Origin of the sequence: [Bacillus] enclensis, assembly GCF_001456935.1 — a bacterium.
Classification (GTDB): Bacteria; Bacillota; Bacilli; order Bacillales; family Bacillaceae_B; genus Rossellomorea; species Rossellomorea enclensis.
Genome location: NZ_KQ758487.1, coordinates 66,287 through 90,873, shown reverse-complemented (window position 1 = coordinate 90,873; position 24,587 = coordinate 66,287). Strand labels below are relative to the sequence as shown.

Below are 24,587 nucleotides of genomic sequence, written 5' to 3'. Positions count from 1 at the left end.
TTCTCCTGCTATTTTTTCACACCCTCTTGCGGGAGGACTTTTCTTAATAGGATAGCTGTACCGAATGTCATGATAATTAATAGCAGCGCGCTGACAATCGGAGCGAGCCCCCTGCTTTCTTCAAAAACATCCAATATCCCTGAATATACCCCTGCCATGATGGCTGTTAATATAATGCTCCCTGTCCTCATCAGGTATCTCCTCTCCCTTCAGCCCGTATATTCATAAGAATGCCGCAGCAAATGCCACTGTCCAGCTCCCGGCAAGAAAAATCAGGCTGGCTAGGAAATAGAGACTCATCCGGTATGTACCGGCTGCTTCATATTGATGTTTATAGGCATTGTTCGTGATGAATTTTGCCGTCGTCCCAGCCGCATTCCTGCTTGCCCGATTCGTGATATTGGTGATCCAGCCCAGTCCGAAGAAACAGAGGCTCGTTACAAAGATCGTATCGATGAATCTCCAGTCTCCGAGCGTGCTCAACGCAAAAGAAGCGCCTGCCATTAATAAAAGAAGCATAAAAATGATTGTACTTTTAAGATATTTAGGTTTGATCGACTTTTGCAGTACTTTGCCTATGTAGTCAATTGCAAAGGCCCCCATCGTCAAGACAATCAAAAGAACGATTGTAAACCCGACATTCACATAATAATTCATGCTTCCCTCCCCCTCCCTCTTTTCAGCGTTCATCTATTTCTACGATTTTAATTGGAAAAAGTTTCATAATCCTTCACATTTTTCACAAATTCCACAACTTTTTTCCAACCGCGTACGTCAAATTGTTAGAATGGAGAGGACGAAAGCAGGTGATTTTTTGCTGAAAAATCAAGAAGAAGCCTTTCCTGATTCATCAAGGGACCTCATTCTGGAAAGAGCGATGAGTGAGTATGGCAACGATATTTATTACATAGTGTATTCGTATGTGAAAGACCACAGCCTGGCTGAAGACCTGACCCAGGAAGTTTTCGTGAAGGTCTATAAGAAACTCGATTCCTTTCGGGAAGAGTCCTCCTTAAAGACATGGATTGTCCGGATGGCAATCAACCACTGCAAGGACTACCTCAGGCGGTGGGATACGAGGATGATTTCGTTCACCAACTCCATCAATGAAATGGTGAAGGGTAAATTCGGAACACCCGAACAAAGCCTCATCCAGGAAGAAACCAAAAGCGAGCTGGTAAAAAATCTATTATCCCTCCCGGTAAAATACCGGGAAATCATATTTTTGTTTTATTTTGAAGAAATGAAGCTCGCAGAGATTGCAGAGTGTATGGATCTGAACCTGAATACTGTCAAGACGCGTCTGGCAAAAGGGCGTAAGCTTCTTGGTGCCGCATATCAAAACAGTGAGGTGTATGACAATGGATGAATTGAGCCGCCTTCGGGGACTGATGAAAGAAGAAACATTTAAGCATCACGGCTTCACTGACAAAATGAGAAGAAACATATTAAATGAAATCCATTCCGGTAAAAGCAAATCCTCCTATCAAAGGAGACCGGTACTTGCACCAATGTTGTCGGCCGTCTTTATGCTGGCCTGCCTGTCACTATTTGTATATTTTGGCGGGAGCCAGCTTGGGATTTTCGAAGATGGACAGAATGCGAGTCAGGCTGAATTTCAGCAGCTCGACCTTCAAGTGGTTGAAGATGATATAAACTTGGATAATATCAAGCTGCCGACCGTGGTCCCCTTTGAAGTAGTTGACCGAACCTACAAAAAGACCCGGGAAGATGGAATTGATTCGGTTTCAATCAAACTGACGGGACCTGAGAAACAAAAACTGACGATCAATATGGATATTGGCCTTGAATCCGCAATACCGGCCATGAATGATCCGGTGGAAATCTGGGGTGTGAAAGGCAGCTACAGGGAAAACCGGGAGTTTGGAGTGAGCCACGTGACTTGGTATAAAGATGGTACCTTGTACTACGTCGGCTATAAACGCCGTTCTTCAAACATCTTATTGGGGAAGCGAGACCTGAAGATGATCGCCGAATCTTTCAAATAATGAGTGAAAAAAGATTATGTCATCGGACATAATCTTTTTTTGCTAATTTATGCCAAACGTTGATTTTACATATTGATTGTTTTTATCATAATATACTTTTTTCCAGTATTGCTGGGTCGTATCGAGGTATTCTTTGATGGTGTAATAGGTCGTGCTGCTTTGCCCATGATACACCCATGATAGACTGCCGTATCCCCCCGGCGGCCCTTCTATCGCCCGGTTAAAGTCCCCTGCTGCCGAAGCAGAAGTCACGCTGATTGCCGCTGCACCCGGTACAATCATACCCAGTGCGAGTAAACATTTCAAACCTGTCCTTACCGCTTTCTTCATACCACTGTCCCCTCACTTCCAAAATATATCATATAGTTATACTCTACTAGTTTAATTCCATTTATTGTATTTTTCAACAGAAAGCTAAGATACATCTTCCAAACGCTTCACTTTTTCGAAATTTTCCTTATTTTCTAATTCACTCATGATATACTCTTTTAAAAGAGAGCTGTTTTATATAAACAGAGTGCCTGAAGGAGAGATGAAGATGACGACGACAACGTATCCAATCTTTGAAACAGAGCGCCTTATTTTAAGGCAGATCACAAAAGAAGATGTCAATTTTTTATTTGAACATTATACTTCGAGGGAGGTCCTGCAATACTTCGGCATGAGCCCCATCTCTTCTAAAGAAGTGGCTGAAAACATGGTCGATAATTTCGAAAAACAGTTCGAAGCAGGGGGCCCGATGCGCTGGGCGATCGTGGATAAAAGCACAGATCAGATGATGGGAACATGCGGATTTCATGGGATTGCAAAGTCTTATAAACGCTGTGAAATCGGATATGACCTTCATCCTGATTACTGGGGAAACGGCATAATGGGTGAAGCATTGAAACCGCTTATCACGTACCTGTTCATAGAAAGGGAGATGAACCGCATCGGAGCGGTGATCGTGCCTAATAATATGGCCTCCTCAAGGGTTGTCGAGAAACTCGGATTCCGTCGTGAGGGACTGCTGCGTGATTATATCCTGCAGGATGACACCATGTATGATGCATATATGTACAGCCTGTTAAAGAAAGAATGGCTGGATTAGTTATGAAATAAGGCTTAATAGGCAATAATGGTCAGTGCAGAAGAAAAAGGAGGCTGGATGAAATGGTTCAGCAAGTGTTTCATCAATTCCTGCGCTGGCCTTTATTAGTGCGGATTTTTTTAATCGCGATAAGCCTAATGACCGTTTTTGGGATCCTTATCCACTATGTCGAACCCGATACGTTCCCTTCCTATTTTGATGGGATATGGTGGGCGGTCATCACGATGTCGACAGTCGGTTACGGAGACTTTGTCCCGGCCACTACCGAAGGAAGGCTGTTCGGCGTCTTGCTCATCCTTGTAGGTGCGGGTTTCCTATCCACCTATTTCATCACGCTTGCTACAAATACGGTCATGTCCCAAAATGCATATATCGAAGGGAAAGCGACATTCAAAGGAAAGGATCATGTCGTGATCATCGGCTGGAATGAACGTGCCAGGGAAATCATCAACCAGTTAAATTCCCTCCACTTCCGCGGGGATATCATCCTGATAGATGAAACATTGCAGCAAAACCCCTATCGCAACCATCATATCCATTTTATCAAGGGAGAACCTTTTAAAGATAAAGTACTGGAAAAGGCAAGCATGCACGAAGCATCGATTGCCCTCATCACAGCCGATCAGAACCGAAATGAAATCGAAGCTGATATGCATTCCATCCTCACACTCCTCGCAGTGAAAGGAAATCACCCCAATGTGTATACCGTGGTTGAAATCCTCCAGAAGGATCAGGTCTTAAATGCTGAACGGGCGGGCGCCGATGAAGTGATCCAGACTAATTTGCAGTCAAGCTATGTGATGATCAACAGCATCATATCAAAAGGAATGTCAAAGGCGATCCTGAAACTGTTGAACCATCTTAAAGGGAATCATCTGCAGCTCGTTCCCGTTACAGAGGACTGCCTCAACCAAACCTTTCAATCTTTAAGCGAGAGGCTGCTGGAGCATAACATCATCCTGCTCGGGATTAAAAAGGGCGAAGAAACATTAGTGAACCCTCCGTTGACGACAACTGCAGACTCTTCAGACGAACTGCTCGTCATCACAAATTAACAAACAAGAAGCTGTCCCCATGTAATGGAGTCAGCTTCTTTTTATTCATCGTATAATTTAATTGGTCATCATAATATCTTCAAGTTCCTTTACCAGCTCCCGGCCGATATCGACGTACTTGTCAGGTATACTCGCATCCGGATCCTGAGGCTCTGAGAATTGATTGACCGTCCCCGAAAAATCACCTGCAGCGGCGTAGTCATCCAGTCCCCTTTGATATTTGTGCCCAAGCAGGAATGGTTTGCCGAATGCAACCGTCGCACCCCTCGAATCTAGCTGGCCGTCAACCGCTTTGAACGGTACCCTTAAAAATTGATAGCCGACCTCATCGTCTATCTTATAATCAAAATATCCGTGGTCGTAATCCCAATTACCGCCGATCGTATAACCGAGAGGCTTCAGAAGCTGTTCAAGTTTGTATAATTGATAATGTTTACCTTCAATACTGGATGAAAGCTCAATCACTCAAATCAATCCCCTTTCTTTAGGAGTAGTTTTTCCAAAAGAGGGGGAAAGATGTATAAAAAAGAAGCACGTGAAATAGATTTCCACGTGCTCTTTACGATGCAGTTTTATTTCAAACGCTTTTCCAGTTCAGCTTTTTTCTCTTCGAATCCAGGCTTTCCGAGAAGGGCGAACATGTTGACTTTGTATGCTTCCACACCAGGCTGGTCAAATGGATTGACGCCGAGAAGGTATCCGCTCATGGCACATGCTTTCTCGAAGAAATAGACGAGATAGCCGAATGTATAAGCATCCATCGCCGGAATCTCAACGATCAGGTTAGGTACTCCTCCGTCCGTATGAGCAAGAAGGGTCCCTTCGAATGCTTTGTTATTCACAAAGTCGACTGTTTCTCCTGCAAGATAGTTCAAACCGTCAAGGTCACTGTCAGCCTTTTCGATTTTCAGCTCATGACGCGGCTCCTGTACTTTGATAACTGTTTCAAACAAGTCGCGGCGCCCTTCCTGAACATATTGTCCAAGAGAATGAAGATCGGTTGAGAAGTTCGCAGATGAAGGGAAGATTCCTTTCTGGTCTTTCCCTTCACTTTCGCCGAACAACTGCTTCCACCATTCAGAAAAATATTGAAGGCCAGGCTCATAGTTGATCAGCATTTCAATTGTCTTGCCTTTGTTGTAAAGAACATTCCTCACTGCTGCGTATTGATACGCCGGGTTCTCAGTCAATTCAGACTTGCTGAAGTCTTCACGTGCTTCGGCAGCACCCTTCATCATCTGCTCGATTTCAACACCGCTCACCGCAATCGGAAGCAGCCCTACAGCTGTAAGAACAGAGTAGCGTCCGCCGACGTCATCTGGTACGACAAACGTTTCATAACCTTCATCGTTCGCAAGTGTTTTTAATGCACCTTTCGCCTTATCCGTTGTTGCATAGATACGCTTCTGTGCTTCTTCAACACCATACTTCTCTTCCAGCATCTTGCGGAAAATACGGAATGCAATCGCAGGCTCGGTCGTAGTACCTGATTTTGAGATCACATTGATCGAGAAGTCTTTTCCTTCTAAAAGATCCATAAGATCCTTCATATAAGTGGAGCTGATGTTCTGTCCGAGGAAAAGGACCTGCGGAGTCGAACGCTTTTCTTTTGGAAGGGCATTATAGAAGCTGTGGTTCAGCATTTCGATGGCTGCACGTGCTCCAAGATAAGAACCCCCGATTCCAATCACAAGAAGGATATCGGAATCATTTTTAATTTTTTCTGCAGACTTCTGGATGCGGGAGAATTCTTCTTTATCATAATCGACAGGAAGATCGATCCATCCAAGGAAATCGCTGCCTGCCCCTGTTTGTTCGTGTAAAGAATGATGCGCAACTTTCACTGCATCACTTAAATATGTAAGTTCATGTTCTCCAAAAAACGATAGCGCTTTTGAATAATCAAAACGAATGTGTGTCATAACCATCCTCCGATTAAATTATTTTATTCTATCTCACTTTATCGAATGCTGAGACGATAATCAAGAACGCGCCATTTATGAAAGCGCAGTCATGATGAAATTTTTCTTTACTTGATGATTTTCCCCTGTTTTTGGTGATTTAAAACGGATTTTAATCGCCGCTTTTGATTTCCGTGCAAGGCTTCGCTTTCCGCGGGTGACCTGTGAGCTTCATGTTATTGAAGAAACCGGCGCCCTAATTAGAGAAGCAATCTTAACTTCCCAACTTATTTGATTCCATTCATCACCGCTATTGATTTCCGTGCAAAACTTCGCTTTCCGCGGGCGGTTGGTGAGCCTCCTCGGCTTCGCCTCCGGGGTCTCACCTAACACGCTTTTCCCGCAGGAGTCTACGTTTTGCACTCCAATCAAACGCTGGAACCGTTTTTAACTTGGATAATACTCCCCAAAAACACACAAAAATGTGATGGTAGCTTTCATTAGATCGATCGAGATCCTGAGTTTCCTTGCTGGAACAGAAGATACTCTGATTGGCTGTTATTTTCGCCGTAGTCTTCTTCCTCTCCAATCACCCTAACATTTATAATGGCGGATACTTAAAAAAACAAATATGCTGGAATTTTCTCATGAAGCAACTTTCGTTCATATCCGATTAGTTATTATATTATCAGCCTAAAAAAAGAGCAGCCATAAAGGCTGCTCTTTTTGATGGGTATTATAAAGATGCTCTCAGGATTGCAAGGACGTCTTCTTTGTTTAGTTTGTTGAAGTTGCCGAATTCTCCGTTTGCCATTGCTTTGTCGGCCATGAGGTCGAGTTTGCTGTCATCGATATCATAGTCGGCAAGGCTGGATGGTGCTCCGATTGAACTCCAGAATTCACGAAGCTTAGAGATTCCTTCAAGCGCCGTTTCTTCTTCTGTTTTTCCTGTTGGATCCACATCGAATACGCGCTCAGCCATTTGTGCGAAACGTGAAGGGTTGACCTTCAGGTTGTGCTTCATCCAGTTCGGGAATAGAATCGCAAGTCCTCCGGCATGTGGAATGTCATATACCGCAGAAACCGCATGCTCGATGTTATGGCTTGCCCAGTCGCCGCGATAGCCCATTTGAAGCATTCCGTTCAGCGCGATTGTTCCTGAATAAAGGATCGTTTCACGCAGTTCATAATTTTCAAGGTCATTGATCAGCTTCGGAGCCGTTTCAATGACTGTTCTCAAAGTGCTCTCACACATACGATCCTGTAAAGGAGTGTTTGTTGCGTCATTGAAATACTGCTCGAACACGTGAGACATCATATCCACCATTCCATAGATCGTATGATTCTTCGGTACAGTGAATGTGTTTACCGGATCAAGGATGGAGAACTGAGGGAATGTGACAGGGCTGCCCCAGCCATATTTCTCTTGAGTTTCCCAATTCGTGATGACGGAGCCTGCATTCATTTCAGAACCAGTCGCCGCAAGCGTCAACACTGTTCCAAATGGAAGGGCTTCATGTGCGAAAGCCTTCTTCGTCACAAGATCCCAGGCGTCGCCGTCATATTTCGCTCCCGCTGCGATTGCTTTTGTACAGTCGATGACACTGCCTCCGCCTACCGCAAGAAGGAAATCGATATCGTTTTCCTTACAAATCTTAACGCCTTCCCTTACAGAGGACAGACGCGGGTTCGGATCTACACCCGAAAGCTCATGTACTTCTGCATCAATGCTATTTAAAATGGAGATCACCTGATCATAAAGTCCATTTCGTTTAATGCTTCCGCCGCCATACACGACAAGTACTTTCTTTCCATATTGAGGTACCAGTTCTTTCAATTGCTCCACTTGCCCCTTACCGAAAATCAACTTGGTCGGGTTATAAAAAGTAAAAGTATTCATATTGCGTTACCTCCTTTATTCATGACGGGCTTTCATTACAGCCTCGTTCATCCACATTTCTATTATCGAATATATCTTTCCCAAAATGCAAAGAAACTGCACACAGAAAAACTTTCTTTTCAGGAATAAGAATGCTGCGGGTGGACATCTTATAAATGAGCCATTGTTTAAGGAGGAAAATAACATGAGTGCAATTCAACGTATTGCTTTGGTTCTAACGATCATCGGTGCCATCAACTGGGGTTTGATCGGATTCTTCCAATTTGATCTGGTAGCGGCAATCTTCGGTGGACAAGATTCTGCCCTGTCCCGTATCATTTACGGATTAGTGGGAATCGCAGGTCTCATAAATCTCGGATTATTATTCAAGCCAACAGAAGAGATCGAAAGAGAACCACACACAGAACCTACGCGCTAACATTTACAGATTATACCCGTCCCTCTCTTTTAACACATGGGGGCGGGTTTTTCGTTTTTTAAAAAAAGTGACTCATCAGCCTCTGCGATGAGTCACTTCCGTATCATTTCATCAGTTTTTTTATTATTTTCAATCCCCATTTCGAATTGGGATACTTAAAACTGGCGTCAAATTTTGTTGTTTGCTTCAAAATGCTTTTGTAATGCGAAAATGCTGAAAAACTCGATTCCCCGTGGTAACTGCCGATCCCGCTTTCCCCAACTCCCCCGAATGGAAGGTAGGGAGTAGCCAGATGCATGAGCGTGTCGTTCACGCAGCCCCCGCCGTAAGATACAGATTCATTCACCTTATCCGCAACATGGTCGTCACTCGTGAACAGATAAAGAGCAAGCGGTTTGGGGCGGTCGTTGATAAAATCAATCACTTCATTCAAATCTTCGTAGCCCAATACAGGAAATATCGGTCCGAAAATTTCATCCTGCATGACAGGTACAGTCTGGTCTTTCGGAACCATGAGAGTCGGCTCTATCTTCAGTGAGGCATGGTCCACCCGTCCGCCGGTCAGGATTTCGCCGTCCTGCAAATAATCGGTCAGCCTGTTGAAATGCCGTTCATTCACGATTTTGCCGTAAGAGTCATTGGTAAGCGGATTTTTCCCATAAAAATCCCGGACCGCTTTTTGGAATTCAGTGATGAACCGTTCTTTTACATTTTCATGAACGAAAAGATAATCAGGGGCCACACAAGTCTGGCCAGCATTAGTCACCTTGCCGAATGCGATTCGTTTGGCTGCAAGGGGGATATTGGCCGTATAGTCTACAATACACGGGCTTTTCCCTCCGAGCTCTAAAGTGACGGGTATCAGCTGTTTCGCTGCTGCTTCCATGATAACCTTCCCGACCGGCACACTTCCTGTAAAGAAAATATAGTCAAAGGGCTGCTCCAAGAGATGCTGTGTCGTTTCCACCCCTCCTTCGATGACCGCTAAATATTCCGGATCGAAATGGGAATGGAAGATACGCGAAATCAGGTTCGATGTGTGCGGTGTGAGCTCGGACGGTTTTATGACAACTGTATTTCCAGCAGCAATCGCTCCGATGACAGGGGCAAGTGCCAGCTGAAAAGGATAATTCCACGGTGCAATGATAAGGGCGCTTCCGTATGGCTCCGGTATTTTATATGCTTTCGATCCAACATGCGTCTTTGCCGTCTTCACCTTGACAGGAGCCGCCCAATCATCGATGTGCTTCAGGGTGAACCTGATCTCTTCAAGGAGAAAACCTATCTCTGTTGTGTAGCTCTCCATTTCGGATTTATTCAAATCCTGTTTCAGCGCAACAATAATTTCTTTTTCGTGCTTTGAGATAATATCTGCCAGTTTCTGCAGCGTTTGTTTCCTCATATCCAGAGACTTCGTACTGCCTTCTTTAAAAAACTGCTTCTGCTTTATAATTGCGTCATGTATGATTTCACGGGATGTTTCTTCAATTGCTGTCGTCAATGAGATCCCTCCTCGTTCTGCATAAATTCATATATAAGTTAATATAGCATGAATCACCATTATAATTCTTATGTAATATGCTGAAAAAACAAAAAGAACCTGTTCCGAACGAATCGGGAACAGGTTCTTTTTATTTGATGGGTTACACCCAACCTCTGAATCTTGAGGCCTCTGCCATCTTGCGAGCGCCGACCATGTATGCAGCCAGGCGCATATTGACCCGGCGGTTCTGGGATGTTTCGTATACATTATTAAATGCATCGACAAGTTTAGCTTCAAGCTTCTCGTTTACTTCATCTTCGGACCAGTAGTACCCCTGATTGTTCTGAACCCATTCGAAGTAGGATACCGTCACACCGCCGGCACTTGCCAGTACATCGGGTACTAGCAGGATCCCTCTTTCTGAAAGGATGCGAGTCGCTTCAAGAGTAGTCGGTCCATTTGCAGCTTCTACCACAATGGATGCCTTGATATCATGAGCATTCTTTTCCGTGATTTGGTTGGATATCGCTGCCGGGACGAGGATATCACATTCAAGTTCCAGCAGTTCTTTATTCGAGATCGTATTCTCGAATAAAGTCGTTACCGTACCGAAACTATCGCGCCGATCCAGCAGGTAATCAATATCCAGACCGGCAGGATCATGAAGTGCCCCATGTGCATCGGAAATGGCGATCACTTTCGCTCCGGCGTCATGCATGAACTTGGCAAGGAAACTTCCTGCATTACCGAATCCCTGGATGACAACCTTTGCACCTTTAATATCGATGCCGCGTTTCTTCGCTGCCTGATCGATACAGATTGTGACCCCTTGAGCAGTTGCTTTTTCACGGCCCTGCGAACCGCCGAGAACGATCGGTTTACCCGTGATGAAGCCGGGTGAATCATTTTCTCGGAGACGGCTGTATTCATCCATCATCCAAGCCATGATCTGCGAGTTTGTGTACACATCAGGGGCAGGAATATCTTTAGTCGGTCCTACAATCTGACTGATCGCCCTCACATATCCGCGGCTTAACTTTTCAAGTTCTGTGAAAGACATTGTACGCGGATCACATACAATACCGCCTTTTCCTCCGCCATACGGCAGATCGACGATTCCGCACTTCAGACTCATCCACATGGACAAAGCTTTCACTTCTTCTTCATCCACTTCCGGGTGAAAACGAACGCCCCCCTTGGTAGGTCCGACTGCATCATTATGCTGTGCACGGTAACCAGTGAATACCTTGATGCTGCCGTCATCCATGCGCACAGGGATACGGACAGTCAGCATACGGATCGGTTCTTTCAGGAGTTCATACATTTCCTCTGAGTAACCTAATTTTGATAAAGCATCATTAATGACATGCTGTGTAGAAGTAAACAGATTAAGGTTTTCTCCCATTTTAAACATTCGCCTCTTTATTATGTGATCTGAAACGTAGATATTGTAACATATTACCTTGTACTAAACCATTGGCTTTTCAAAAATAAATACAATCTTTCGTACGCGCTTTAAAGGGACACTACTTATCTATTCAAGGCGTAAGAAAAACGTGAAAGCTCGGGCTCTATCCAATCCGCTTTTTTCTTATTTGGAAAGGACTTTCTTGATGCGTTCGATTGCCCAGTCGAGCTCTTCCTGTGAAATCACAAGCGGAGGAGCGAAACGGATCACAGTGTCATGCGTTTCTTTACAAAGCAGCCCTTCCTCTTTCAATTGTTCACAATATTTACGTGCAGGTTCATGCAGTTCAACCCCTATGAACAATCCTCTTCCTCGGACTTCCTTAATCATAGGATTGTCTATCTCACGGAGTTTACTCATAAAGTATTCACCGAGTTCAAGTGAACGGTCTGCAAGCTTTTCATCAAGGAGGACATCAAGGGATGCGACCGATACTGCGCAAGCCATCGGATTTCCGCCGAAAGTCGAGCCATGTGAACCTGGATTGAATACACCAAGGACTTCTTTGCTTGCAACAACGCAGGAGATCGGGAATACTCCGCCGCCGAGTGCTTTTCCAAGGATGTACATATCCGGATCCACATCTTCCCATTCACATGCGAACATTTTACCTGAACGTGCAAGGCCGGCCTGGATTTCATCAGCGATAAACAACACATTGTTTTCTTTACAAAGCTCGTAAGCTGCTTTCAGGAACCCTTCAGGAGGGATGACGATTCCCGCTTCGCCCTGGATCGGTTCGATCAGGAATGCAGCAGTGTTCGGCGTAATCGCTTCTTTCAATGCATCAAGGTCACCATAGTTGATGAGGTTGATGCCCGGGAGCATCGGACCGAATCCGCGCTTGTATTCTTCTTCTGAAGAAAGGGAAACCGCCGTCATCGTCCTTCCATGGAAGTTTCCGTTACAAGCGATGATTTCCGCTCTGTCTTCTTCCACGCCTTTCACATCATAAGCCCAGCGGCGAGCCGTCTTGATGGCCGTTTCCACCGCTTCTGCACCTGTATTCATCGGAAGGGCCATATCCTTACCAGTCAGTTTACAGATCTTTTCATACCATGGAGCCAGCTGATCGTTATGGAATGCACGTGATGTCAAAGTCACGCGGTCTGCCTGATCCTTAAGCGCCTGAATGACCTTCGGGTGACGGTGCCCCTGATTGACCGCTGAATAGGCACTCAGCATATCCATGTACTTATTGCCTTCCGGATCCTTCACCCAGACACCTTCTGCATGTGAGATGACAATTGGAAGCGGATGATAGTTTTTCGCACCATACTTTTCTGTTTGTTCGATAATTGAATGAGTACTTACTGACATAACAAAATTCCTCCTTACTTAAAATGACGGATGCCTTTTATAAAAATTACTGCTTGCGGAATCTTTTTTTAAGGTTAAATAACAGACATGCAAAAAAAATTTGCATTTAGAAAACCCTTACATTTATAATAATGCAAAAGATGGTTGCATTTTTCAAGAGTTTTTTTAAAATTTTATCATTAAGCGCTTACAAATAAATTTGTTCTGCTGGAATAATTATTTTATTGGATTTACACCGCCATAAAAAGAATCCGGAACATCAATATTGAGGAGAGGGACATCATGCAGGAATCCGAAAAACGCTTGTATATGTATGAAAAAGTAGCTGAACATCTCGAAACGGGTGTCCATGTCATCGACTCACGGGCCAGGACGATCATCTACAACCGCAAAATGCGGGAAATAGAAGGAATGGAAATAGAAGACGTATTGGACAAGAATCTGCTTGATGTATTCCAATTCCGCGGCGAAGAGGAAAGCACCCTTCTTAAAGTCCTGAAAACCAGGGAGCCGGCGCTCAATGTCAAACAAACCTACTTTAATATAAATGGAATCGAAATCACGACCATCAATGATACGTTTCCGATCTTCCATGACAGTGTATTGATCGGCGCAATTGAAATCGCACGGGATATCACCATGCTGGAAAAGATGATGCGGGACAATCCGCACAAACGCATGAATCCCCTCTATACATTCGACAGTATCGTCGGAAAGAACGTCCGGCTGAAGGAAGCCGTCGAAACCGGCAAAAAAGCGGCAATGACCTCTTCCCCAGTCTTGATCTGCGGAGAAGCAGGGACCGGTAAAGAGCTGTTCGCCCAGAGCATCCATAACGGAAGCGCCCGCTCTGACCATCCATTCATCGCACAGAATTGCGCCTCCCTGCCGGAAGACATGCTTGAAAGCATGCTGGTCGATGGACACACCGCAGCATCCGGCCTAAGTGAAACGGTAAATCACCAAAACCTTTTTCAGCAGGCGCATGGCGGTACGCTGCTTCTCGATGAAATCAACCTATTAACCCCTTCCCTTCAGAAAAAGCTGTTAAACATCTTGGAAGGGGAATCAAATCTCCCTTATGATGTGCGGGTGATCGCCACCGTAAATGAAGACCCGATCGATGCGATTGCAGAAGGACGCCTGTTGAAAGAACTGTATTATCGATTAAGCGTTATTTCCATCTTCATCCCTTCCCTACGCGAGCGGAAAGAAGATTTGAAAGAACTGCTGTCATTTTTCATCAAGCAGTTCAATCATCATTTCTCCTTGAACATCAGGGGGCTGACGAGGAAAGTCGAAGATACTTTCCTGGAATACGACTGGCCCGGGAATGTTCGCGAGATGGAGCATGTGATCGAAGGTGCTTTCAACCTGGCCGGCCTCGAAGAAATGATCGATTTCTATCATCTGCCCATCGGTTTCAGACAGCGTCTGCACCACGGTTTTTACAGCCAGGGAGTCAAAGAACAATCTGACTTTCTCTACCAGACGGGGAGCGATATAAAACCACTGGAAAAGTTTGTGGAGGAAGCCGAAACTTATTATATTCAAAAAGCTTTAAAACACCATGATTACAATATCACCCAGACTGCAAAATCACTTGGCATGAGCCGTCAGAATCTGCAGTACCGGATCAGAAAGTATGGGATTGAGCGCGGGGCAGGGTATTGAAGTGAGGTTTGGTATTGTGGTGGAGTGGCCATGCCCCGGGGTTGGGGTGTGGCTTTTTTGTATTGGGATGGGGATGGAATTTGAGGTTGGAGATTGGGGGCGCAAAACACCACCCTCCAGCTCCGATATGGGATTGGTGAGTGGCACAGCGAGGGGGAGGCGAAATTTGTCGATTTTTAAAGAATCGTCGATATCTTGTTGATTTGGTCGATATAAGATTAATTTGGACGATATATTTAAAAATCGGGCGAAAACTTGAGTAAATGGGCGATATATTTAAATTCCGGACGTTAAAACGGATGAAAAAAGTTTGCCCATCTCTCCTGCAATTTGTCATCTGGCAGGCAGCATTTCCATGCAATAGAGCGCGGGTGAAATTTGTCGATTTTTGAAGAATTGTCGGTAAGTGATTGATTTTTGTTGGTAAATCGGAAAAATTGTTGGTAATTCTAAATTTTTGTCGGCAAATCCCAATAATTGTTGGCAAGCCCCTATTTTTTGTCGGCAAATCCCAATAAGCAACAGACACCATCCGAATATCAGCCCAAAACCCCCACACAGCCCCCGCCCCAAACCAGCACCCACAAAAAAGCACCAGCCACTCCCGGAAAACACCGAAAAGTGACTGGCACTCCAACAATAATAGCTATCCTTAGCAACGATTCCAAAACTCCCAATAATGGAGTCGACTCCGCAACAAACCTCTATTTCACATATTCCAAATACGGAGTCAGATCCACTCCCACACCTTCTGCAATCCTCTTCCCAAGTTCCTCATCGGCGCGGTAGAAATTACAGATTGCACGGAGAGCGATGCGTTCGCTGACAGCACTCAACTCTGCAGTAAGGTTTTTCACCAGCTGCGCCTTCACTTCAGGTGAATAGCTTCTGTACACACGTCCTGCCTGGCCGAAGTCATCAGTCTTCTCGATCTTCTGCCGGCCCCTTTCGCCATTCACAGGCTGATTCACTTCTGTGTAGCCTTCCACTTCCTTCGGCTCGCCGGAGAAGCTGTTTGGTTCATAATTGATCGGGCTCGTTTGCTGTTTGAATGGCATTGCACCGTCTCTTTGATAATTATTGACTTTTGCAAACGGGCAGTTGATCGGCAGCTGCTGATAGTTCGCCCCGATACGGTAGCGCTGCGTATCGGAATAGGAGAATAGCCGTCCCTGCAGCAGTTTGTCTTCTGAAGGAAGCATGCCGTTTACGAGCACTCCCGGATTGAAGCCGACAGATTCCGTCTCCGCAAACACGTTCTCAGGATTCCGATTTAAAATCATCGTGCCAACGAAATGGGACGGGATTTCTTCTTCCGGCCAGTCCTTCGTTGCGTCGAGCGGGTCGAAATCGAATGAATCCATATCCATCGGATCGAGGATCTGTACATATAGATCCCACTCAGGGTAATTTCCTTTTTCAATTGATTCGTATAAGTCGCGGCTTGAATGGTTGAAGTCATGAGCCTGGATTTCAGCCGCTTCTTCAGCCGAGAGATTCACGATTCCCTCTTTCGGCTTCCAATTCAATTTGATATAAACCGTGTTTCCTGCTTCATTCACCCATTTGAAAGAATGAACACTTGAACCCCTCATCTGGCGGTAGCCGGCTGGAATCCCTTCATCGGTGAAAAGATGGACGAGCATATTGGTCGATTCCGGAGACAAGGACATGAAATCCCAATAGCGCTCCCCGTCCTGGATATTTGTCCGCGGATCCGGCTTTAAGGAATGTACCATGTCCGGGAACTTCATGGCATCGCGGATGAAGAAGACAGGGAGGTTATTCCCTACGAAGTCCCAGTTTCCTTCTTCCGTGTAAAATTTCACGGCAAACCCTCGTGGATCCCTTAACGTTTCAGGAGAATGCTGTCCGTGGATGACAGTTGAAAAACGTGCAAATACCGGCGTTTCAGTCCCGGGGTTTTGCAGAAATTGTGCTTTCGTATATTTCTTCATGCTTTTTTTTGTGATGAATACACCGTGGGCACCCGCTCCCCTTGCATGCACGACTCGTTCAGGTACTCGCTCCCTGTCGAAGTGTGCCAGTTTTTCAATCAATTGATAATCCTCCAACAAGGACGGTCCCCTGCGTCCCGCTGTCATCGAGTTCTGATTATCGCCGATTGGCGCACCTTGGTTTGTCGTTAATTTATTTCTATCCATATTGAACTCTCCTTTAATTAGAATAATTATTAAGTAAGTATATTTTTATTTTAATCAATTGAGAATGAAAGTCAATAATAAATTATAATAATTATAAATTAATAACTATTAAAAAAAGACAACTTAATGAAATAAGTTGTCTTTTTACACTATTATTCTGTTAATAAGATTAGAACTTCCCCAGAAGACTAAGACTTAATCAATTCGGAATCCGTGATGAATCTCATGCCTTCGGTGGATTCCAAAGAGAACACGCCTCCCCTCCCTGGCTTCACATCCAATATGATCTTAAAATGCTTCCAGTATTCATATTGCTGTGAGTTCATATAGAAAGGACAATCAGCCACAGTACCCACCAATACATCGCTGTCACCAATGATCAAATCATCCTGGCTCAAACACATCGGGGAACTACCGTCACAGCAGCCTCCTGATTGATGGAAAAGGAGAGGTCCGTGCTTGCTCTTAACCTTTTCAATCAATTGGACGGCCTGCTCTGTCGCCTCCAGTCTATTTTCCATTTTAGAAGAATCCTAACTTCTTAGGGCTGTAGCTGACCAATAGATTCTTCGTTTGTTGATAGTGTGACAGCATCATCTTATGATTTTCACGGCCGATACCGGACATTTTGTATCCGCCGAATGCTGCATGTGCAGGGTATTGGTGGTAACAGTTTGTCCATACGCGTCCCGCCTGGATTTCCCTGCCGAAACGGTAAGCAGTATTCATATCACGGGTCCAGACTCCCGCTCCCAGGCCGTAAAGTGTGTCATTGGCAATTTCAAGTGCCTCTTCCTTCGTTTTGAAGGTTGTAACTGAGACAACCGGGCCAAATATCTCTTCTTGGAAGATACGCATGCTATTGTCGCCTTTAAATACAGTAGGCTTCACGTAGAAACCTGTTTCATGATCACCGTCTAATTTGTTTTGCTCTCCGCCGATTAGACATTCTGCTCCTTCTTGTTTACCGATTTCGATGTAAGAAAGGATTTTATCCAATTGTTCCTGAGAAGCTTGTGCGCCAAGCATCGTATCTGTATCCAGCGGGTTGCCCTGCTTGATTTGCTTCACACGCTCAATCGCTCTTTCCATGAACTTGTCATAGATCGATTCCTGGATAAGCGCCCTTGAAGGACATGTACATACTTCCCCTTGGTTCAGCGCGAACATAACGAAGCCTTCTACCGCTTTATCAAGGAAATCATCATCTTCATTCATGATATCTTCAAAGAAGATGTTCGGTGATTTACCGCCGAGCTCAAGCGTCACAGGAATGATGTTTTGAGACGCATATTGCATGATCAGGCGTCCGGTCGTTGTTTCCCCTGTGAAGGCAACCTTGCCGATGCGCTTACTTTGTGCAAGCGGCTTACCTGCTTCAACACCAAACCCTTGAACGACGTTTAATACCCCTTTTGGAAGCAGATCCTGGATTAATTCCACAAGAACCATGATGGAAGCAGGTGTTTGTTCTGCCGGCTTCAGGATAACACAGTTTCCGGCAGCCAGGGCAGGAGCAAGCTTCCAAGTAGCCATCAGAATCGGGAAGTTCCAAGGGATGATTTGTCCCACTACCCCGATCGGTTCATGGAAATGGTAAGATACCGTGTCTTGATCAAGCTCGCCGACGGACCCCTCCTGCGCTCTGATGCAGCCTGCAAAATAACGGAAGTGATCGACCGCTAACGGCAAATCTGCAGCTAATGTCTCACGGACGGGTTTTCCGTTATCCCATGTTTCGGCCACTGCAAGCATTTCCAGGTTTTCTTCAATACGATCGGCGATTTTATTTAAAATGGACGATCTTTCAGCTACGGACGTTTTCCCCCAGGCATCCTTCGCTGCATGCGCTGCATCCAGGGCCTTTTCCACATCCGCTTCGTTTGAGCGTGCGATTTTCGTAAATACTTTTCCGGTTACAGGTGAAACATTCTCGAAGTACTCTCCACTTGCCGGCGGAACAAATTCACCGCCGATGAAGTTATCATATGTGTCTTTGAATTGAACCAGTGAACCTTCTGTATTCGGATTGTTATAAAGCATTGTATTCCCTCCCGATTGTTATGTACCCCTATCTATTAAAGCGCTTTCATTTATCATTATAGTAGATAAGAGTTGTACGGACAAGTATATTGTTTGAAAATTATTTATTTTTCGCCAAATTATTTGCTGCACATAAAACAAGCGGCGGATTCCTCTTTTGGAATTCGCCGCTTTTCCTGTTTACAGCTTGATTTTATTGTGTAAAGTTGATTCGATAAGGTCTTCGTCAGTCATGATATGAGGATGACTTTGTTCTAGTATCGCCTGCATATCTGCCGGCATTTTTTCTGCTTCATATGCACACACAAGAGTAAGCTGCTGTTCATTAACCAATTTATCCGTTTCTTTTTCGAACCAATCCACGATGTGTGCGGGGTTCTCAAGCGCTCCCCACTCTACATTTGTCCAGGTTCTGAACGGGGTATCACCGTTGAAATATAGTGTGTAGATCTTCATTAATTGCTCATAGATGGCCGGCGGATGATAACTTCCGCTTGACAGGTAAAAATCGAAATTACTGATTATATGTACCCGTTTCATTTGATCATCCGTCAAATCAGCTTTTAAACGCTCGTTCATAGCATTCAGGTTTTTTTCACTCTCGATCAGGATGACCGTCTCCCCAGACTTCACCCCATCCACAAGATAGGCAGTCACCTTTTTTATATACATATCTATGTTGTGGTAACAGTAAAGGATGTGTGTACAAGGTTTTGTTTTTACAAAACCATTTAATTCTTCTTCCATCATCATTACTTGACACTCTCCTTTCGTTTCCCCTTAATACACCTATTCGGTATAAATCTTTTATTTCCTTTATATTGTAAAAAAAGACCGCCTCGGCTTGGACAGCCGGGCGGTCTTCAATCTATTACTTCTTGATTAGATCTTCACGTTCAGATTGCTCGATCCACTCTTCAAGCTTGTCTTTAAGTGTGTTGAAGCCAGCTGGAGTTGTTTCTTCAGCTGCCGGTTTCACACTTCCTTGACGGCGTGCTTTTTTAGCTGCCGCAGGCTTTGCTTGTGGTGCAGGAGCTTCTTCTGTAGCACGGATTGAAAGGCTGATTTTACCAGCTGCTTCGTCCACTGATAATACTTTAACCTTTACTTCGTCTCCTACTGAAAGGTGCTCATTTACATCCTTTACGAAACCGTGTGTGATTTCAGAGATATGAACAAGTCCTTGTGTTTCTTCGTCTAGTGCAACAAATGCTCCGTATGGCTGGATGCCTGTAACTTTACCTGTTACAACAGATCCTGTTTCGAATTTTGTAGTCATGGTAACACTCCTAGTATATATATTATTTTTCTCTTTTACACGCAATTTTAGATTATACCATAGATTATGGTTTTCGGCAAAAAGGAATTATACAGGAGCATCGATTATTCCTTTCATTCATCTAAAAAATGCGTATCTCACTAGTTATGTTTCCCTATTTTCCTCATTATTAAAACAATTGGCTATATTTGCTTTTTACTGACTTTCGTATATATCTTCCGTTTCGGAGGATATAATGACCGGCGGATTCTGGACCCAGCGCTCAGGTTCCATATAATCTGATTCACTCAGTTCCTCCAGCACTTCTTTTACTTTGCCTCCGGTTTCATATGAAGGATATGTTTTTGCTACATATTCATACGCTTCCTGCACTTCGGGTTTCAGCCTGCCATTTTCTGAAAAAATCGGCTGATCGACACCCCCGTTCACAAAATAATGATAGAGCAAATCAAAATCCCTGCTTACTTCATTTCTGAATGCGGAATCCTCGGGAAGTTCCTTCAACAATTGTTCCAAAAGAATGAGGCGGTCCCCCGCTTCCTTCCATGAGGTTGTAAACTCCCCGGCTTTCAGGATTGACTGCCGCGTTTTCATATAGGATACGTACACATCCGGAAGGGCGCTGCCTGATATCATATCCAAATACTCAAAGTTTATTGATGTTTCCAGTATGTCTTCCTTTTCATTGTAAGTCAGTTGAACGGCATTGTTCGTGATTCCGTCGAGCATCTTTCTGAATTCACCTGGATACGGTTGAGGGGCATTCAGGCTCTTCATATTGATTTCCCCATTCTCTATATGCGGTTCCCACGCTTCTTTGTATTCATTCAATTTGACCTCATAGATGGGCAGCAGATCAGTCTGTTTTTCCATGAACTCTTTGGTCCACACTTCAGCTTCCGTCATTGGGATCCCGTCCTTGAGGCTTCTTATCATCATATCCGGGGTCCTCAGTGACTCTTCGATCCAGTCCTTCCCCCGATCCACCCAGTCAAGTTTCTCTCCAAGCGGATAATCACGCTTGGGAATCGATTCCACATAAACCAAGTGGCCTTTTGCATCCTTATCGAGCTGTGTGGTGCTGAAGGTTGCCTCATTAAAGCCGAGCCGCTCCATCGCCTGTGTTTTCCTGAGGTCATAGAGAGCTTCTGCATCCTTCATTTCTGCCTGAAGCGTTTCGTTTTTATGCGGCTGCTTGGCCGCCTGACGGCTTTGTCCTTCTCCATCACCAGGTTTATCGCCGCCCATCGTCAATTGAAGCGCCAAAACGGTCCCTATCAGAAGGACACCCAAGAAGCTGGCGGCATAAGGCCAGTGAATGAGGGGTCTGCGCTTTTTGACAGATTGGTTTTGTTCCTCCCTGATGGCTTTGATGATGTCACTTGCATCCGTCTGAACTGGCATTTTCTTATATGACCTGTCAAGCAGTTCCATCCTTTTATCAAACCTTTTATCATCCATTGATTGTCCCCTCCCCGTTTTCCGCTTCTTCAAGCAATTTTTTCAACAAACCTTTCCCTCTCAGGATCCTTGTTTTTATGGTGGAAAGATTGACAGAGAGAATGTCTGCGATCTCTTCATATTTTCTTTCGTGGAAATAATAAAGGATGATCGGTGCCCTGTATTTGTCGTCGAGTTCCTGGATGCACTCATGGAGAACACGATCCTCTTCTTCCCTTATTAATTGTACATTCTCTTGGACTGCACCTTCACCCGGTTCGTTCAATACTTTTTGAAGCCGCTTTGCATGTTGATTCTCTTTTCTTTTGAAATCCCTCGATACATTCAGTGTTATTTTATATAACCAGGTAGTGAACTTCGCATGGGTGAACCCGTCGATGAACCGGTAGACCCTGATGAAAACCTCCTGGCTGATGTCCGGTATGTCATCAATGTGATTTCCCATCTGATAAGCGAACCGTTCCACAACGGGGGAATAAATAGTGATCAGTTTGCTGTAGGCGGACAGATCGCCTTGTTTCGCTCTCTTGATGAGCTCTAGATCATCCACTTCGGTAAACTCTCCTTCCATACTGCTCTTCTTAACTATGTAACGCTTCAGGATTGGATATTGTTTCATAAAAGAGGAAATTTTTTAAATCTTATACGCACTTTCCATTCTACCATTGGGGATTGGAGGCAAAAAAAATAAACCCCCATGAGCCGAGGGTTTATTTTTCAGTGTTAAATTTGCGCATTTCCATCATTTTCTTCCTGTGCTTTCTCATGTACGGAGCAGCATATAACCAGAACGCTGCGAAATGAGCGAAAGCAAAGTTAAAGACAAACAGGCTCCAGAATGTAACGTGGCCCCACCCTCCCATTTCAGGAACAGCTACGTAATAAATGAAGATCGCCCATAATGCGAGTAAAAATGGAATGTGGATCAATGCCCACTTCCGGTGCTCGATCCATAAAAATAAAGGAGTGGCCGTGGCAACGAATAAATACACCATAAACATATCCATAATTGATCCCTCCTGATTTAAGCGCTTACAATTTTGACTAATTAATGTCGAATTTTTGTCCAATTTGTGAACGTGTTGTTACCATTAGTATACTATACTTTTCTAACTTTTCCAGCCCGTTTTTAAATTTTCAATAAAATAGGAGTTTTTTCATGATTTAAAGTGCTTTCAACCATACTATTTCTGAAGGGATCCCGATCTTTTTGAAAAATCCATGAAATCATTACATTTACAACCATTTTTAAAATATATTGAACATTTAAAACTCCTGTGTACACTCCTTGTAAAACATAGTAGTATGGAAAAATCGTTTTGTTTTTAATCCTTAAAAAATAGTTTTCTGAAAGGAGCATCGACATGTCAAAGAAACAACAATGGTCTTCGAAAATTGGATTTATTTTGGCTGCTGCGGGGTCTGCGATCGGCCTCGGGGCCATTTGGAAATTCCCATATATGGCCGGGGCAAACGGCGGAGGGGTCTTCTTTCTCCTTTTCATCATTTTCACCATTTTGATCGGCACACCGATTTTGCTTGCTGAGTTTGTGATCGGCAGACGGACCGGGGCCGATGCCATTACTTCTTATAAGAAGCTGGCACCCGGAACAGCCTGGCATTTGATCGGCTATCTCGGTACGATTGTTTCCTTTATCATCCTTTCTTTTTATAGTGTCGTGGGTGGATGGATCCTTTCTTACCTTGTTAGAAGCTTTACAGGGGGACTTTCCGGTAAAACCCAGGAACAATACGGAGCCTTATTTGAAAACATCATTGCAAACCCGTGGGAAATCTTGATCACACAAGCAATATTCATCGTCCTGACAGTCATGGTCGTGCAGGGCGGGATCCAAAAAGGGATAGAACGTGCCAGCCGCTATATGATGCCGTCTTTATTCATTTTATTTCTTATTCTTATGGCTCGCTCGCTCACCCTTGAAGGTGCAATGGAAGGGGTCAGGTTCCTGCTGGTCCCCGACTGGAGCTACCTGACGGGTGAAACAGCCCTGCTTGCGCTTGGACAGGCCTTCTTCTCGTTGACGGTGGGATTGTCCGTCATGGTGACCTATGCGTCCTACCTTTCAAAGGAGGACAGTATGCCGCGTTCGGCGATTTCCGTAACTGGATTGAATATTTTCATTTCCCTGCTGGCAGGACTGGTGATCTTCCCGTCTGTCTATGCACTGGGATTCCAGCCTGACGAAGGGCCCGGGATCGCCTTTGTCGTTCTGCCTGCCGTCTTTAATGAAATAGCTTTCGGCGGGATCTTTCTGACCGTATTTTTAATCCTCCTGCTGTTTGCAACGCTGACATCTGCATTTTCAATACTTGAAATCGGTGTCGCCGCCATTACAAAAGGAAATCAAAAAAAGAGGATGCCATATACGTGGCTGATGGGATTCCTCGTATTCACCGCTGGAATTCCAAGTGCCCTGTCATTCGGGGTATTGGGTGACTTCACCCTGCTCGGCCGGAATTTCTTTGATTTCGCAGACTATATCACGAGCAGCTTCGGCCTTCCGATCGGCGCACTCCTCATCAGCATTTTTGTCTCTTACCGCTTGAAAAGGGAGGACGTCCGGCACGAAATTCAGCAGGGTTCCTCCATATCAAGTGGCATGTTCAACGCCTGGATCATCCTGCTTCGCTACATCGTTCCAGTGGCGATTGTATTGGTATTCTTATCCTGAACCAATGAAATCCCGTCCTGCACTGTAAGGTGTGCAGGACGGGATTTTTTTAACACAATGTTCAAGGATCCAACGTCTAATTATTTCCAGCCGGTGATAAAATAGAAGTAAGAAGAAACTATGATCATTGGGAGGGATCCAGGATGTCACACTTTGGTGAGAATTTAAAGAGAGTCAGGGAAGATCGCAATATCTCTCAGCGCGAGTTAGCCTTTAAGGCGCGTTTGGGCGCAAGTACTATCGAGAAGTATGAGAACAATGAACAGATTCCCGATACACAGACCATCCTGAAGCTGTCGACGGTTCTTGACATTCCCGCTTCTGAACTTCTGGAGCGCGAAGAAGTCAATCATCATCCTTCAGGAATCGATTCTGAAATCGAGCAGCTGATTAAAGAAATCGGTCCAAAACGGACCAAGCTCATCCTAAGAAAAGCGAAGGAATTCTCAGAAGAAGATTTTCTCCGCGTCATGCAAATGCTGTACGAAGTGAAATATGAATAAGAAAAGCGGAAGCGGCTTATTGTCTACATCCGCCGGGGCTGGACAAATTCAAAATTAATTTCAAACTTTATGTATATAAGTCTTCAAAACGGTTCATACTGAAACTAAGCTTTCTAAGTATTCCC

At 44.6% G+C, this 24,587-nt stretch carries 25 protein-coding genes; 8 read left to right on the top strand and 17 right to left on the bottom strand.

What is annotated here, in order from left to right:
* Positions 1-8: 8 nt before the first annotated feature.
* Both AS034_RS18750 and AS034_RS18745 read right to left on the bottom strand, forming a co-directional pair.
* Positions 9-191 carry a hypothetical protein gene (locus AS034_RS18750; protein ID WP_058299731.1) on the bottom strand — a complete coding sequence of 61 codons (183 nt, stop codon included), beginning with the start codon at positions 189-191 and terminating at the stop codon, positions 9-11.
* A 31-nt stretch (positions 192-222) separates the two neighbouring features.
* The gene (locus AS034_RS18745; RefSeq protein WP_058299730.1) at positions 223-657 is read right to left on the bottom strand and encodes a hypothetical protein; all 435 of its coding nucleotides are present in this window, start codon (positions 655-657) and stop codon (positions 223-225) included.
* 157 nt (positions 658-814) lie between these two features.
* On the opposite strand from AS034_RS18745, the gene AS034_RS18740 reads away from it, so the two are divergent.
* Complete coding sequence (locus AS034_RS18740) at positions 815-1,369, top strand: sigma-70 family RNA polymerase sigma factor (RefSeq protein WP_074440084.1); 555 nt, start codon at positions 815-817, stop codon at positions 1,367-1,369.
* Positions 1,362-2,009 carry a hypothetical protein gene (locus AS034_RS18735; RefSeq protein WP_058299729.1) on the top strand — a complete coding sequence of 216 codons (648 nt, stop codon included), beginning with the start codon at positions 1,362-1,364 and terminating at the stop codon, positions 2,007-2,009. Before AS034_RS18740 ends, AS034_RS18735 begins: the two co-directional genes overlap by 8 nt.
* Positions 2,010-2,051: 42 nt before the next feature.
* On the opposite strand, the gene AS034_RS18730 is transcribed toward AS034_RS18735, so the two are convergent.
* Entirely contained in the window at positions 2,052-2,339 is a 288-nt protein-coding gene (locus AS034_RS18730) for a hypothetical protein (RefSeq protein ID WP_058299728.1), read from the bottom strand.
* Between the two features lie 208 nt (positions 2,340-2,547).
* On the opposite strand from AS034_RS18730, the gene AS034_RS18725 reads away from it, so the two are divergent.
* Together AS034_RS18725 and AS034_RS18720 are read left to right on the top strand one after the other, a co-directional pair.
* Positions 2,548-3,099, top strand: coding sequence for a GNAT family N-acetyltransferase (locus AS034_RS18725; protein ID WP_058299727.1), 552 nt, complete (start codon positions 2,548-2,550; stop codon positions 3,097-3,099).
* 62 nt (positions 3,100-3,161) lie between these two features.
* The gene (locus tag AS034_RS18720) at positions 3,162-4,154 is read left to right on the top strand and encodes a potassium channel family protein (protein ID WP_058299726.1); all 993 of its coding nucleotides are present in this window, start codon (positions 3,162-3,164) and stop codon (positions 4,152-4,154) included.
* A gap of 57 nt (positions 4,155-4,211) precedes the next feature.
* Here AS034_RS18720 and AS034_RS18715 read toward each other — a convergent pair whose 3' ends face one another.
* From AS034_RS18715 to AS034_RS18705, 3 genes are all read right to left on the bottom strand, one after another.
* Positions 4,212-4,619, bottom strand: coding sequence for a YugN-like family protein (locus tag AS034_RS18715; RefSeq protein WP_058299725.1), 408 nt, complete (start codon positions 4,617-4,619; stop codon positions 4,212-4,214).
* A gap of 107 nt (positions 4,620-4,726) precedes the next feature.
* Entirely contained in the window at positions 4,727-6,076 is a 1,350-nt protein-coding gene (locus AS034_RS18710; protein ID WP_058299724.1) for a glucose-6-phosphate isomerase, read from the bottom strand.
* 715 nt (positions 6,077-6,791) lie between these two features.
* On the bottom strand, positions 6,792-7,955 hold the full coding sequence (locus tag AS034_RS18705; protein WP_032086366.1) for an iron-containing alcohol dehydrogenase: 1,164 nt from the start codon (positions 7,953-7,955) through the stop codon (positions 6,792-6,794).
* Between the two features lie 184 nt (positions 7,956-8,139).
* Here AS034_RS18705 and AS034_RS18700 point away from each other — a divergent pair, with 184 nt between their 5' ends.
* Entirely contained in the window at positions 8,140-8,373 is a 234-nt protein-coding gene (locus AS034_RS18700) for a DUF378 domain-containing protein (RefSeq protein WP_032086367.1), read from the top strand.
* Between the two features lie 103 nt (positions 8,374-8,476).
* On the opposite strand, the gene AS034_RS18695 is transcribed toward AS034_RS18700, so the two are convergent.
* From AS034_RS18695 to AS034_RS18685, 3 genes are all read right to left on the bottom strand, one after another.
* Positions 8,477-9,874: an aldehyde dehydrogenase gene (locus AS034_RS18695; protein ID WP_058299723.1), complete on the bottom strand. Its 1,398-nt coding sequence runs from the start codon at positions 9,872-9,874 to the stop codon at positions 8,477-8,479.
* Between the two features lie 142 nt (positions 9,875-10,016).
* A complete protein-coding gene (locus AS034_RS18690; protein WP_032086368.1) occupies positions 10,017-11,261 on the bottom strand; it encodes a Glu/Leu/Phe/Val family dehydrogenase in 1,245 nt (414 codons plus the stop codon).
* Positions 11,262-11,447: 186 nt separating this feature from the next.
* On the bottom strand, positions 11,448-12,644 hold the full coding sequence (locus tag AS034_RS18685) for an ornithine--oxo-acid transaminase (RefSeq protein ID WP_058299722.1): 1,197 nt from the start codon (positions 12,642-12,644) through the stop codon (positions 11,448-11,450).
* Between the two features lie 282 nt (positions 12,645-12,926).
* Between AS034_RS18685 and AS034_RS18680 the strand changes: the two genes are divergently transcribed.
* Positions 12,927-14,318, top strand: a complete 1,392-nt coding sequence (locus AS034_RS18680) for a sigma-54 interaction domain-containing protein (protein WP_074440083.1) — start codon at positions 12,927-12,929, stop codon at positions 14,316-14,318.
* Between the two features lie 704 nt (positions 14,319-15,022).
* Here the strand turns inward: AS034_RS18680 and AS034_RS18675 are convergent.
* The 8 genes from AS034_RS18675 to AS034_RS18640 all read right to left on the bottom strand — a co-directional run bounded on the left by AS034_RS18675 (position 15,023) and on the right by AS034_RS18640 (position 22,273).
* On the bottom strand, positions 15,023-16,483 hold the full coding sequence (locus tag AS034_RS18675) for a catalase (RefSeq protein WP_032086373.1): 1,461 nt from the start codon (positions 16,481-16,483) through the stop codon (positions 15,023-15,025).
* Between the two features lie 188 nt (positions 16,484-16,671).
* Positions 16,672-17,004 (bottom strand): DUF779 domain-containing protein, encoded by a 333-nt coding sequence (locus AS034_RS18670; protein WP_058299720.1) that lies wholly within the window; start codon positions 17,002-17,004, stop codon positions 16,672-16,674.
* Position 17,005: 1 nt separating this feature from the next.
* Positions 17,006-18,526: an aldehyde dehydrogenase gene (adh, locus tag AS034_RS18665; protein WP_058299719.1), complete on the bottom strand. Its 1,521-nt coding sequence runs from the start codon at positions 18,524-18,526 to the stop codon at positions 17,006-17,008.
* A gap of 180 nt (positions 18,527-18,706) precedes the next feature.
* Positions 18,707-19,279, bottom strand: a complete 573-nt coding sequence (locus tag AS034_RS18660) for an MEDS domain-containing protein (protein ID WP_058299718.1) — start codon at positions 19,277-19,279, stop codon at positions 18,707-18,709.
* Between the two features lie 118 nt (positions 19,280-19,397).
* Positions 19,398-19,805 (bottom strand): S1 domain-containing post-transcriptional regulator GSP13, encoded by a 408-nt coding sequence (yugI, locus tag AS034_RS18655; protein WP_032086377.1) that lies wholly within the window; start codon positions 19,803-19,805, stop codon positions 19,398-19,400.
* Positions 19,806-20,000: 195 nt separating this feature from the next.
* Positions 20,001-21,266, bottom strand: coding sequence for a hypothetical protein (locus AS034_RS18650; protein WP_058299717.1), 1,266 nt, complete (start codon positions 21,264-21,266; stop codon positions 20,001-20,003).
* Positions 21,259-21,816 (bottom strand): RNA polymerase sigma factor, encoded by a 558-nt coding sequence (locus tag AS034_RS18645; RefSeq protein ID WP_058299744.1) that lies wholly within the window; start codon positions 21,814-21,816, stop codon positions 21,259-21,261. The genes AS034_RS18650 and AS034_RS18645 overlap by 8 nt, the downstream gene beginning before the upstream one ends.
* Before the next feature lie 160 nt (positions 21,817-21,976).
* Positions 21,977-22,273, bottom strand: coding sequence for a spore morphogenesis/germination protein YwcE (locus AS034_RS18640; protein WP_032086379.1), 297 nt, complete (start codon positions 22,271-22,273; stop codon positions 21,977-21,979).
* A 357-nt stretch (positions 22,274-22,630) separates the two neighbouring features.
* On the opposite strand from AS034_RS18640, the gene AS034_RS18635 reads away from it, so the two are divergent.
* Positions 22,631-23,959, top strand: coding sequence for a sodium-dependent transporter (locus AS034_RS18635; protein ID WP_058299716.1), 1,329 nt, complete (start codon positions 22,631-22,633; stop codon positions 23,957-23,959).
* A 143-nt stretch (positions 23,960-24,102) separates the two neighbouring features.
* A complete protein-coding gene (locus AS034_RS18630; protein WP_032086381.1) occupies positions 24,103-24,462 on the top strand; it encodes a helix-turn-helix domain-containing protein in 360 nt (119 codons plus the stop codon).
* Positions 24,463-24,587: the final 125 nt, after the last annotated feature.